Below are 12,486 nucleotides of genomic sequence, written 5' to 3' on the forward strand. Positions count from 1 at the left end.
CTCCCGCTGGCGGGCGGCGCTCGACGGCCGGACGGACGTGAAGTGCCGCGTCTACGAGGCCGCCGGACCTCTTCCTGCCCGGCTCGGTACCGTCCGGCCGGGCCGACTACCTGCGTCCGGGGCACGTCGATCCGGCGCTCGTCGCCGACGTCGCCGCGTGGCTCCTCGCGGTGTGACGCGAAAGGGACGGGCCCGGAGCGCGCACTTGTTGAAATTTGAACTAATATGGGCGCATGGTCAGGATGCCCGCGATCTACCTCAGCCACGGCGCGCCCCCGCTCGCCGACGACCCGGTCTGGCCCGGTGAGCTGGCGGCCTGGGCCGCCGGTCTGCCGCGCCCGGAGGCCGTCCTCATGGTCTCGGCCCACTGGGAGGACGCCCCGGTCACGGTCGGCGCGACCGCGCCCGTCCCGCTGGTCTACGACTTCTGGGGCTTCCCGGAGAAGTACTACCAGGTCACCTACCCCGCGCCCGGCGCCCCGGAGCTGGCCGCCAAGGTGCGCGGCCTGCTCGGACCGGCCGTCCACGAGGCGCCCGAGCGCGGCCTCGACCACGGCGCGTACGTCCCGTTGAAGGAGATGTACCCGGAGGCGGACGTCCCGGTGCTGCAGATGTCCATGCCCACCCTGGACCCGGGCGAGCTGTACGAGCTGGGCCGCCGCCTCGCGCCGCTGCGCGACGAGGGCGTGCTGGTCGTCGGCAGCGGCTTCTTCACGCACAACCTGCGCGCGCTCGACCCGTCCGGCGGCGTCGCCGCCGCGACCGCGGAGTTCGACGACTGGGGCCGCCGCGCCCTCGCCGCGCACGACGTGGACGCGCTGCTCGACTTCCGGCACAAGGCGCCCGCCGCCGGCTTCGCCCACCCGCGCACCGAGCACTTCGCGCCGCTGTTCGTGACGCTGGGCGCCGCGTCCGAGCAGGACGCGGACGACACCAGCCAGCCGATCGACGGCTTCTGGCTCGGCATGGCCAAGCGGTCCGTACAGTTCGGCTGACCCGGCCCGCGCGCTCGCCCGACCGGCGCGGCAGGCCGAGGGGTGGCTGACGGCCGACGCGTCTATCGCCGCTGGTCGAGGGCGTAGACGCGGCGGGCGTTGTCCGCGGCGACCATCCCGGCCAGCCGGGACGCGTCCGCGCCCGTCCAGGAGCCCTGGGCGACGCCGCCGTCCAGCACCCGGGCGAGCGCGCGCCGGAACAGCACGGCCGCGAGGTGGAAGAACTCCGCGAGGCCGTAGGCGTCGGACGAGTACAGGACCTTGCCGAAGGGCGCGAGCTCGAGCAGTTCGTTCAGCAGGACCGAGGCCCGGTCGCCGACACCGTGCAGCGCCAGTCCGACGTCCGCGAAAACGTTCGGAAAGACCTGCGCGAGATATCCCGCGTTGCGGTGGAACGGGTAGTTGTGCAGCAGCATCACCGGCGTGCCCGTCGGCGCCAGCCCGCGCAGCAGCCCGGTGAGCAGCAGCGGATCACCGCGCGTGAGGTCGGCCTCGGCGTCCCCGTACCCCACATGGAACTGGACGGGAAGCCGCAGGTCGGCGGCGCACCACACCAAAAAGCCGTGCAGGACGGGGTCGGCGATGCGCAGGTGCTCCGGGCGGCGCCCCTGGGGGTCCCCGCCGGAGCCGCGCAGCAGGCGCTCGACCGCCTTCACCACCTCGCCGTCCGGCGGACGTTCGCCCGGCAGGTCGAGCCCGGCCCGGTACGCGGCGATCGACTTGACGCCGACCGCGTGCCGCGTGCGCTCGACCAGGGCCTCACGGAACCGGTCCGGGAAGGTGTCCGGGCGGTCCAGCTCCGCGGCGACGGACTCGGCGAGCGTTTCCAGCCGCACGATCTCGTGAGGCGTCGCGTCCGCAAGGCCGCCCAGTTCGCGCGGGGTCAGCAGCGCGTCGAAGTCGAAGCCGGTGTCCACGCAGAGGGAGTCCAGTCCCGCGCCCGCGAGAAAGCGGCGGTTGACCTCGGCGAATCCGAGTTCCGCGCGGCGCGCGAGGTACTCCTCGGGTGAGGCGTGCGGCGCCAGGTCGAGGACGGGCGCGCACCACCGCCGGACGGCCAGCCCGACCCGCGAGTCGAAGAGGCTGCCGCCGAGCGGGCCCGGCCCGTCCGCCTCGGTCATCAGCGCCTCGAACCCGGCCCGGTCGAGGTCGCGGCGCACCACCCCGTGGCAGTGGTGGTCGACCAGCGGCGGAATGTCGTCGTGGAGCACCGTGCCTCCCTCGTCATACGGTCAGGACGACCTTACGATGCGTAGTTGCGACCGTGCGGCACCAGGCATCCGCACCACGCCCGGGCGCCGCGCACACGCGCGTGACGACGCGTCCGCACGGGCGGCCAGAGGTGACCGAGGGATGGGAGCAGGGCGTGGAACGGAACGACGGCGGAGCGGCACGGCGGGCCTTCCAGCCCCTGGACGGCGCGGAGCGGGACCGGCTCGCGGCCCGCGCGGCGCGCCTGGCGCCCGAACTGCACGACCTCGCCGGGGTCGTGCTGGGCTGGGTCGACACCAGCGGCATCACCCGGGTCAAGACCGTGCCGGTGGCGCGGCTGGAGCACGCGGCGGCGTGGGGCGTCGGCATGTCCCCGTGCTTCGACGTGTTCCTGCTGGACGACTCGGTCGTGTCCGGGCGCTACTCGGGCGGCCCGGTCGGCGACCTGCGGCTGCACCCCGACCTCGACCGGCTCGTCCGGCTCGCCGCGCTGCCCGGCTGGGCCTGGGCGCCGGTGACCCGGTACACCCAGGAGGGGACCGTCCACCCGCTGGACTTCCGGGCCGTGCTCGCCCGGGAGGCCGAACGGCTGGCGGACCTCGGCTGGTCGGTGCGCGCCGCGTTCGAGATCGAGTGGTGCCTGTCGGACGACGACGGCGACCGGTTCACCCCGGCGTGCAAGGGCCCCGCGTACGGCATGACGCGGCTCACCGAGCTGTCCGGCTACCTGCGCGACCTGCTCGGCGCGCTCGACCGGACGGGCGTCTCGGTCGAGCAGCTCCACCCCGAGTACGCGCCCGGCCAGTACGAGCTGTCGGTCGCCGCCGAGGACCCGGTGGGCGCCGCCGACACCGCCGTCCTCGTCCGCGAGACGATCCGCGCCGTCTCGTCCGACCACGGCCTGGTCGCGTCGTTCTCCCCCAAGGTGCTCGCCGACTCGGTCGGCAACGGCGGGCACGTCCACCTCAGCCTGTGGCGGGACGACCCGGCCGGGGGCCCGGTCAACGCGATGTCGGGCGGGCACGAGCCGTTCGGGCTGACGGCCGAGGGCGAGGCGTTCGCCGCGGGCGTCCTGGACCGGCTGCCCGCGCTGCTCGCGGTCGGCGCGCCGACCGTCGCCAGCTACCTGCGGCTGATCCCGTCGCACTGGGCGGGCGCGTACGGCTGCTGGGGGCTGGAGAACCGGGAGGCCGCGCTGCGCCTGGTCCAGGGCGCGCTCGGCGACCGGAGCCGGGCCGCCAACCTCGAGGTCAAGTGCTTCGACGAGGCCGCGAACCCGTACCTGGCGCTCGCGGCGCTGCTCGCCGCCGGCCGCGCCGGGCTCGCCGCGAAGTCGTCGCTGCCCGAACCGCTCGCCGTGGACCCGGCGACGCTGTCGGACACCGAGCGCATCCGGCTCGGCATCGCCGCGCTCCCCGAGTCGCTGGAGGAGGCCGTCACCGCGTTCGAGCGGGACGAGGTGCTCGGCGACGCCCTCGGCCCCGAGATCATCGACACGGTCGCCGCCGTCCGGCGCGGCGAGATCGAGCTGTTCGCCCAGTCGTCCCCCGAGCAGATCACCGAGGCCACCCGCTGGCGCCACTGACCCGACCGGTCCGGCCCCGGCGACCGCCGTCCGGGCGACCGCCGTCCGGGCGACCGCCGTCCGGGCGCCCCTCCCGGGCGGCGGCGCGAGCGGGTCGTCCAAGCGGACCGGCTCGGCCGAGGGGACGGGATAATCTCGGTGCCAGCCCGAACCGACACCGCGACAGGCAGGTCCGCGAGCCCATGAAGATCACCGGATACCGCAGCCACGGCGTCGCCGCCGCGGTCGCGCTGGTGAACGCCGTCACCGTCCCGGAGGGCGACGCCGGCCCCGACGCGCTGCGCCGCATCCTGCGCGTCAACGGCTTCGTCTGGCAGGACTTCGACCCGGCGACCGCGGACGAGTACCGCGCGTGGGGCCGCGAGCTGCGCCCCTTCTTCGAGGCGCCCGACCTGCCGTCGGCGGTCGCCGTCCTCAACGCGCTGCTCGACCGGACGCCGACCAACCCGCACCTGTCCGACCACGACGGCCTCGGCCTGCACCTGCACCACGCGCCGCCGTCCGCGAAGCTCCCGCTGCGCTTCCGCTCCACGACGCTGATGCACCTGTCCGAGCTTGTCTGCTCCTACGGCATCGGCCGGACCGGGGTCTGCGCGGCCCCCGACTGCCTCCGCGTCTACGCCGACACGTCCCGCGCGGGCCGCCGCCGCTTCTGCTCCGAGACCTGCGCCAACCGCACCAACGTCGCCGCCTACCGCGCCCGCCGCCGCTCCCCCACCCCCTGACCCGGCGACCCGCTGAGCCCCCAGCGCCGCGCCAATGCGTCCGTCGCGGGGGCGGCGAAGGCGTACTCCGGCTGCTACCGTGACCGGAAATTCTGGTGGGGAGTACTCACTGAACGAATCATCGTCGCGGGCGGACGCCCGGCACGCGATCGACAAGCCCTCCTGGCCCACCGCGCGGGCGAACCGTCCACAGGTCGGATTCGCGTACGCCCAAGGGTGACTCCGATGCGTTCGATCATCGTTCTGGCCGCCGGGGCGCTGCTCCTCGCGGGCGCTTTCGCCGCGGTCGCGTGGTCGCCGGAAGAGCGCCACCCGGCGGCACCGCCGCCACCTGGGGTGACCTTCAGCGGGGATGACAACGCCAGCTTGCGGAAGCGCGTTGCGGCCGTCATCGTGCGGTTGCGTCAGCGCGACGCCGCCGGACTCGCCGACTTCGATGTGGATCCGACGACCCATGAACGGTCGGAGAGCGGTGTGAACGGAGCGGGATGGCTCATCACCCATTTCGCCACCCCTCTCCAAGGGCCCGCGCACGTCGAGATCCGCGAGGACGACAACAACGGGATCAACTGGTTCGCCTGCCTCTCCTACGGCCGCGACCGGAGAAAGCTCCGCCTCACCTTCGTCACGTACGGGAAGAAGGGCGTATGGCCGGACCCCAGCGGAGGGGATGAGTACGCGTTCCCCGTGCACGTCTACGCGGAACTAGCGGGAAGGCCCCCGCGAACACAGAAGGCCGTAGCCGGACTTTTCTGCAACGACGGCGAGGTACTTCCGCCCGCCCGATGGTGACGCCCCGCGGATGACGGCCCGTGGGTCGGCCTTCCCGACCGGACGGACCTGCGCTCCGCTCTCGAAACCGCCGACACCACTCCCATCAGCGATGAGTGTTGAGCCCCCTGCTCTTCAGCTGTGCCGGGAACCGGCAGGGGCCCTTGAGGGGTGGGCGGGTCAGGTGGGGCTGGTGAGGCGGTGGGCGAGGGCGGTGTGGCGGCGGCCTGAGGACGTGGTGCGGACGGCGGCGGCCAGGGCCCGGCGGGAGCCGGTGAGGACGACGAGTTTCTTGGCCCGGGTGATGGCCGTGTAGAGCAGGTTGCGCTGGAGCATCATCCAGGAACTGGTGGTGAGCGGGATGACGACGGCGGGGTACTCGCTGCCCTGGCTGCGGTGGATGGTGATGGCGTAGGCGTGGGCGAGCTCGTCCAGCTCGTCGAAGGAGTAGTCGATGTCCTCGTCCTCGTCGGTGCGGACGGTGAGGGAGTGGTCCTCCGGGGAGACGGCGGTGACGACGCCGACGGTGCCGTTGAAGACCCCCGCCTCGCCCTTGTCGTAGTTGTTGCGCAGCTGGGTGACCTTGTCGCCCGGACGGAAGACGCGACCGCCGTAGCGGCGTTCGGGGAGGGTCTCCCGGTGCGGGGTGAGCGCGTCCTGGAGGAGGGCGTTGAGCGAGCCCGCCCCGGCCGGGCCGCGGTGCATCGGGGTGAGGACCTGGACGTCGCGCCGGGCGTCCAGGCCGAACTTGGCGGGGATGCGGTTGACGACGACGTCCACGGTGAGGGCGGCGGTCTCCTCGGACTCCTCGCAGGGGAACAGGAAGAAGTCGGGGTAGCCGCGGGTGTGCGGATGGTCGCCGGCGTTGACGCGGTGCGCGTTGACGACGATGCCGGACTGCTGCGCCTGGCGGAAGATCTTGGTGAGCCGGACGCGCGGGACGGCCGTCTCGGCGGCGAGCAGGTCGGCGAGCACCTCGCCCGCGCCGACGGACGGGAGCTGGTCGACGTCGCCGACCAGCAGCAGGTGCGCCCCCGGCGGGACGGCCTTGACCAGCTTGTTCGCGAGGATGAGGTCGACCATCGAGCACTCGTCGACCACCACCAGGTCGGTGTCGAGGGGGTTGTCCTGGTCGAACTTGGCGTCGCCGCCGGGTTGGAGCTGGAGCAGGCGGTGGATGGTGGCGGCCTCGTGGCCGGTGAGCTCCGCCAGGCGCTTGGCGGCTCGGCCGGTCGGCGCCACCAGGGTGATCTTGGCCTTCTTGGCGGCGGCGAGCTCGACGACCGAGCGGACGGTGAAGCTCTTGCCGCAGCCCGGGCCGCCGGTGAGGACGGCGACCTTCTCGGTGAGGGCGAGCCGGACGGCCTGCTCCTGCTCCGGGGCGAGCTCGGTGCCGGTGCGCCCGCGCAGCCAGGCCAGGGCCTTGGCCCAGTCGACGTCGGCGAAGGCGGCGAGGCGGTCGCGGGGAACGTTGAGGAGGGTCTGGAGGCCGCGGGCGAGGGACCGTTCGGCGCGGTGGAAGGGCACCAGGTAGACGGCGGGGACGTCGTTCACGCGTTCGCGGACGACGCCCTCCTCGGCGGCGAGCTCGTCCAGCGCGGGGACGATGAGCTCGCGGGCGACGCCGAGGATCTTCTCGGCGGCGGTGACGAGGTTGGGTTCGGGCAGGTAGCAGTGGCCCTGGTCGGCGGCCTCGGACAGGGTGTACTGGAGCCCGGCCTTGATGCGCTCCGGGCTGTCGTGCGGGATGCCGACGGCCTGGGCGATGGTGTCGGCGGTCTTGAAGCCGATGCCCCACACGTCGGCGGCGAGCCGGTACGGCTCGCGGCGCACGGTGCCGATGGACGCGTCGCCGTACTGCTTGTAGATGCGGACGGCCAGCGACGTGGAGACGCCCACGCCCTGCAGGAAGACCATCACCTCCTTGATGGCCTTCTGCTCCTCCCAGGCGGCGGCGATGCGCGCCGTGCGGCGCCTGCCGAGGCCGCGCACCTCGACCAGGCGCTCGGGCTCCTCCTCGATGACGCGCAGGATGTCGGTGCCGAAGTGGGAGACCATGCGGTCGGCCATCACCGGGCCGATGCCCTTGATCATGCCTGAGCCGAGGTAGCGGCGGATGCCCTGGACGGTCGCCGGGAGCACCGTGCTGTAGGAGTCGGCCTCGAACTGGCGGCCGTACCTGGGGTGGGAGCGCCACCGGCCGGTCATCCGGATGCTCTCGCCCACCTGCGCGCCGAGCAGCGCGCCGACGACGGTGAGCAGGTCGCCGCCGGACTTCTCGGTGGCGACGCGCGCGACCGTGTACCCGGTGTCCTCGTTGGCGTAGGTGATCCGTTCGAGCACCGCCTCGAGGACCACCGGTTTCGGTGGGACCGCCGCCTGGTTCGTCATGGATCTCATCCTCGCGGACGGTCCGCCGCCATCGAAACCGAGCCCGGTTCTGTGGATGACGCCGCGGGCCGCCGTGGCCGCTTCCGGCGAGCGCGCTGGATCTTCCGGGGCGCGCGACGTACGGTCCGGGCGCACCCGTACCACGAGTACCGGAGGTATCGCAGGTGTTCCGCTCCCGAACCCTGGCTCTCGCGCTGGGCCTGTTCACCGCCGTCCCGCTCGTCGCCGCCGCCCCGGCCGCGGGCCGCTCCCCCGCCCCCGTCCCCGGATTCACCGCCAGGTCGTCGGCCTGGCAGCGCGCGTACGAGAGGGCGTTCAGCGCGATCCCGTCCGCCGCCGAGGCCCGCCGGCTCGACGCCGAACTCGCGCGCGAACCCGCGCTCGCCGGGACGACCGGCGACTGGCACCGGGTCCAGCGCATCGTCCGTGAGCTGCGTTCCTACGGGCTGAAGCCCGAGGTGAAGACGTACTACACGTACGTGTCGCGGCCCAAGCGCGTGAGCGTGGAGATGACCGCGCCGCAGCGACGCGTCCTGCCGGTCAAGGAGAAGAAGCAGCCCTGGCAGAAGTACTACGACGACGTCATCCCCGGCTACAACGGCCTGTCTCCGTCCGGGAACGTCGAAGGCGAGGTCGTCTACGCCAACTACGGGCGTCCCGAGGACTTCGCCCTGCTCGCGAAGAACGGGATCTCCCTCAAGGGGAAGATCGCGCTCGTCCGCTACGGGCAGGTGTTCCGCGGTGTGAAACCGCGCCAGGCCGCCAAGGCGGGCGCCAAGGCCGTCATCATCTATTCCGACCCCGCCAACGACGGGTTCACCCGGGGGCCGGTCTACCCGCAGGGGCCCTGGCGCGCGTCCGACGGCATCCAGCGCGGCAGCGTGGGCCAGATGATGTACGCCGCGGGCGACCCGCTCACACCGGGATGGCCTTCGACGCGTAACGCGCCCAGGCTGAAGCCGTCCCAGGCACCGGAACTCCAGGGGCTCGTCCCGACGACACCGATCTCCTACGGCGCGGCCGAGCCGCTCCTGCGCGCGCTCAACGGAGCCCAGGTTCCCAAGGAGTGGCAGGGCGGGTTGCCCTTCCCCTACCGGTTCGGGCCCGGCGGCACGCGCGTCCACCTGGATCTGCAAAGCACCTATGTCACCACGCCAATCTGGGACGTGACCGTGCGCATCCCCGGCGCGAAGCGTCCCGACCAGCAGGTCGTCCTGGGCGGCCACCACGACGCGTGGGCGTACGGGTCACTGGACAACATGTCCGGCACCGAGAACGTGCTGCAGGTGGGCCGCGCCCTCGGACGGCTGCTGAAGCGCGGCTGGCGCCCCGACCGGACGATCGTCCTCGCCACCTGGGACGGCGAGGAGTACGGCATCTACGGCAGCACCGAGTACGCCGAAGCGCACGAGAGGCAACTGCGCGGCACGGTCGCCTACGTGAACATGGACATCGCCGCCGGATCGCGGTTCGGCCCGTCGGCGACGCCCGCGCTCGACCAGAGCGTCATCGACGCGTCCAAGGAGGTCCGCTGGCCGGGCACCGGCGGAACGCTCTACGACGCCTGGAAGAAGCAGAACAACGGCAGGACCCCGATCGACCGCATCGGCGGCGGCTCCGACTTCCAGCCGTTCTTCCAGCGGTACGGCGTCCCGGCCATGGACCTCGGCGCGAGCAGTCCCGGGGCGTCCGGCAACTACCACTGCACCTGCGACGACTTCTACTCCACCGAGCGCTTCGGCGACCCCACCTGGGAGTACCACGCGGCCATGTCCCGGCTCGCAGGCATCGCGACCCTGCGCCTGGCCAACGCCGACGTCATCGCCATGCGGTACCAGCCCTACGCCGCCGAGACCGTGGGCTACCTCAACGACTTCACCTCCGAGCAGCGCCAGAAGCTCGGCCAGGTCAAGGTCGATGTCTCGCGTGACGTCGAGCAGGCGCGGGCGTGGGAGCAGGCGGCCGGGTCGCTCCAGGCCAGGGCCGACGCGGCGTTGGCCAAGGGCGACACCAGGACGTTCCGCTCCCTCAACGACCGCCTCATGCGCACGGAACGGGACCTTCTCACCAACGCCGGGCTTCCGGCGCGGCCCTGGTACCGCCACCAGATCTACGCGCCCGGCCTGGACACCGGATACGCCACCCAGCGGCTCCCCGCCCTGCACGATGCGCTGTTCCTGCAGAACGACCCGGCCACCGCGCGCGCGTACGAGGCACGCCTCTACGCCGCCCTCCGAGCCGCGACCAGAACCCTGAGCCTGTGAGAACCCGAACCCTGAGCATGTGAGGACGACCATGAAGTCTTTGCACGCAGCCGGAAACGCCGTCCTGCTGGCCGCCGCCGCCCTTCTCGTGGCCGCGCCCGCCGACGCCGCGCAGGGGCCGTCCATCGGCAAGGAGTCCTTCGGCAAGCTCGCCGACGGCACCCGGGTGGACCGGTACACCCTGCGCAACGCGCACGGGATGCGCGTACGCATCCTCACCTACGGCGGCATCATCCAGATGCTGGACGTCCCCGACCGCAAAGGGCGCGAGGCCAACGTCGCCTTGGGCTTCGCCACCCTGAAGGACTACGTCGACAAGAACGGCGGCCCGTACTTCGGCGCTCTCATCGGACGCTATGCCAACCGCATAGCCAAGGGACGCTTCACCCTGGACGGGAAGACCTACCGGCTGCCCGTCAACAACGGCCCCAACAGCCTGCACGGCGGCATCAAGGGGTTCAACACGAAGGTCTGGAAGGCCACGGTCGTCAGGGGCAGGGGCACGGTCGGCCTGCGGCTCACCTATGTCAGCAAGGCCGGCGAAGAGGGCTACCCCGGGACGCTCACCACGTCCGTGACGTACACGCTCGGAACCGCCAACCGGCTCCGCCTGGACTACCGGGCCACGACCGACAAGGCCACCATCGTCAACCTGACGAACCACTCCTACTTCAACCTGGCCGGGGAGGGCACGGGCGACGCCTACGGGCATCTGCTCCAGGTCAACGCCTCCCGGTACACCCCCACCGACAGCACCCAGATCCCCACCGGGAAGCTGGCGCCGGTCAAGGGCACGCCGTTCGACTTCACCCGTCCCCACACCATCGGCGAGCGCATCCGCGCCAACGATCCGCAGCTCCTGGTCGGGCACGGCTACGACCACAACTTCGTGCTGAACCAGCGCCGGCCCGGCGAACCGGTGCTCGCCGCCACGGTGACCGAGCCGCGCTCCGGCCGCGTCCTGCGACTCAGCACCACGCAGCCGGGCGTCCAGCTCTACACCGGCAACTACCTGGACGGCTCCCTGATCGGGACGAGCGGCCACGCTTATCGCCAGGGCGACGCCTTCGCGCTCGAAACGCAGCATTTCCCCGACTCCCCCAACCACCCGAACTTCCCCTCGACCGTTCTGCGCCCCGGCCAGGTGTTCACCTCGACGACCACCTACGCCTTCTCGACCACCCGCTGATCCTTACATAACGGGAGGGAATGCGCCCAAGTGGCTCATTCCCTCCCGTTCTTCGTTTGTTCGGGCGTGCTCGGGCTCAGCTCGACCCCGATGAGGCAGCCCACGAGTGCGCTGACCAGCCGAGACGTCTACTGATGAACGACCCGAAAACGCAAGCGGGAAGCCTTCACTGAGATCGCACAAAACGCCACCGAACGGTCATCGGCCACTTCCGCCCATCTCCACAACAGGTCCGATGGACTGGACCGCGACACCGTTCGCGTTTATCGTTTTGGTCATTCTCTCCGCGCCCTCCCTTGATGGAATCGAGGGCTCGACAGCGGCTTGCCGTGAGGCGCGGTTTGTGTTCGGAATTTCATGTAATCCCGCATACTGCCCCTTTTGTTTGACGGCGCCCGGCTCACCACGCGCCCCGATCCGTGACGGCGGTGCCACTTGTCCTCCGAGAAGCCCTCCTTCGACTCGCTCGACGTCCCGCCGGAGACGTCCCGGCGGCAGGACGCGGCGCAGCGGGCCAGAGACCCGTTCACCACCCTCTGGGCCGACGAGCCCGAGCCGGAGCCGGAGCCGGGGAGCTTCTTCGCGACGACCTCCCCGCCGCCCGAGCAGACCTCCTTCTGGGAGGCCGACCTCCCGTCGCTGCCCCGGACCGCCCCCTCCATCCGGCGGCGCTCCCGCGGTCTGGTGCTCACCGTCGTCGGCGCCGTGGCGGCCACCGCCGGCGGCACGCTGGCCTGGGCGCTGGTCAGCCAGGACTCCCGCCCGTCGCCCGCTCCGCAGGCCCCGCCTCCGAGCACCGCCCCCGCCGACCAGCCGTCCGCGGTCGCCCCGCCGCCGCCCGACGCCGTACCGCCGACCGCTCCCGTCCCGCCGACCGGCGCCGCGCCGTCCAAGGGCGTCGCCTCGCCCACGGAACGGCCGTCCGCGCAGGCCAGTCCCACGCACTCCGGCGCTCACGCACCCCATGCGCCGTCGGCACCGGCCAGGGGCGGCGGAGGGACGGCCCCCTCCTCGCACCACCAGAACCCGCCGCCGCGTCGCCACGTCCCGCCGCCTCGGGTGACCCATCCCAAGCCCCAGCCGAAGCCCAGGACGCATCCCGGGCCGAAGCTGTGCCCGGTCTACGACAACGGCGTGCTCGTGGCCTACCGCCCGTGCTGATCGACCCGCCGACCCAGCCCATCACCTACCCCGCCCAGGACGGACTTCGATGACCAAAGCCCAAGCAGTGCTCGCCCCTGCCGCCGCTGCGGCGATCACCGTCGCGCTCGCCTGCCCCGCCACCGCGCGGACCGCCACGCGTGCCAAGCACGCCCGCGCCGAGCACGCGCGTGCCGGGCACGGGCGCGCCGCC

The 12,486-nt window shown here is 72.3% G+C and carries 9 protein-coding genes; 7 read left to right on the forward strand and 2 right to left on the reverse strand.

Annotation, left to right across the window (positions count from 1 at the left end; translation table 11 throughout):
- The first annotated feature begins 233 nt into the window (after positions 1–233).
- Entirely contained in the window at positions 234–995 is a 762-nt protein-coding gene (locus tag DZF91_RS22125) for a dioxygenase family protein (protein WP_235834467.1), read from the forward strand.
- Between the two features lie 62 nt (positions 996–1,057).
- Here DZF91_RS22125 and DZF91_RS22130 read toward each other — a convergent pair whose 3' ends face one another.
- Positions 1,058–2,206 (reverse strand): amidohydrolase family protein, encoded by a 1,149-nt coding sequence (locus DZF91_RS22130; RefSeq protein ID WP_235834468.1) that lies wholly within the window; start codon positions 2,204–2,206, stop codon positions 1,058–1,060.
- Between the two features lie 155 nt (positions 2,207–2,361).
- Here DZF91_RS22130 and DZF91_RS22135 point away from each other — a divergent pair, with 155 nt between their 5' ends.
- The 3 genes from DZF91_RS22135 (at position 2,362) to DZF91_RS22145 (ending at position 5,309) form a co-directional block, all read left to right on the forward strand.
- Positions 2,362–3,792 (forward strand): type I glutamate--ammonia ligase, encoded by a 1,431-nt coding sequence (locus tag DZF91_RS22135; protein ID WP_199486797.1) that lies wholly within the window; start codon positions 2,362–2,364, stop codon positions 3,790–3,792.
- 182 nt (positions 3,793–3,974) lie between these two features.
- On the forward strand, positions 3,975–4,517 hold the full coding sequence (locus DZF91_RS22140; RefSeq protein WP_117359362.1) for a CGNR zinc finger domain-containing protein: 543 nt from the start codon (positions 3,975–3,977) through the stop codon (positions 4,515–4,517).
- A gap of 225 nt (positions 4,518–4,742) precedes the next feature.
- On the forward strand, positions 4,743–5,309 hold the full coding sequence (locus tag DZF91_RS22145; RefSeq protein ID WP_117359363.1) for a hypothetical protein: 567 nt from the start codon (positions 4,743–4,745) through the stop codon (positions 5,307–5,309).
- Positions 5,310–5,468: 159 nt separating this feature from the next.
- Here the strand turns inward: DZF91_RS22145 and recD2 are convergent, their stop codons facing one another.
- Positions 5,469–7,679, reverse strand: a complete 2,211-nt coding sequence (gene recD2, locus DZF91_RS22150) for an SF1B family DNA helicase RecD2 (protein WP_117359364.1) — start codon at positions 7,677–7,679, stop codon at positions 5,469–5,471.
- Between the two features lie 164 nt (positions 7,680–7,843).
- On the opposite strand from recD2, the gene DZF91_RS22155 reads away from it, so the two are divergent.
- The 3 genes from DZF91_RS22155 to DZF91_RS39010 all read left to right on the forward strand — a co-directional run bounded on the left by DZF91_RS22155 (position 7,844) and on the right by DZF91_RS39010 (position 12,293).
- Positions 7,844–9,943 carry a M28 family peptidase gene (locus DZF91_RS22155; RefSeq protein ID WP_117359365.1) on the forward strand — a complete coding sequence of 700 codons (2,100 nt, stop codon included), beginning with the start codon at positions 7,844–7,846 and terminating at the stop codon, positions 9,941–9,943.
- 40 nt (positions 9,944–9,983) lie between these two features.
- Positions 9,984–11,132, forward strand: a complete 1,149-nt coding sequence (locus DZF91_RS22160) for an aldose epimerase family protein (RefSeq protein ID WP_235834469.1) — start codon at positions 9,984–9,986, stop codon at positions 11,130–11,132.
- 435 nt (positions 11,133–11,567) lie between these two features.
- Positions 11,568–12,293, forward strand: coding sequence for a hypothetical protein (locus DZF91_RS39010; protein ID WP_147341261.1), 726 nt, complete (start codon positions 11,568–11,570; stop codon positions 12,291–12,293).
- Positions 12,294–12,486 lie beyond the last annotated feature (193 nt).

Origin of the sequence: Actinomadura logoneensis (assembly GCF_003428695.1) — a bacterium.
GTDB classification, from domain to species: Bacteria; Actinomycetota; Actinomycetes; order Streptosporangiales; family Streptosporangiaceae; genus Spirillospora; species Spirillospora logoneensis.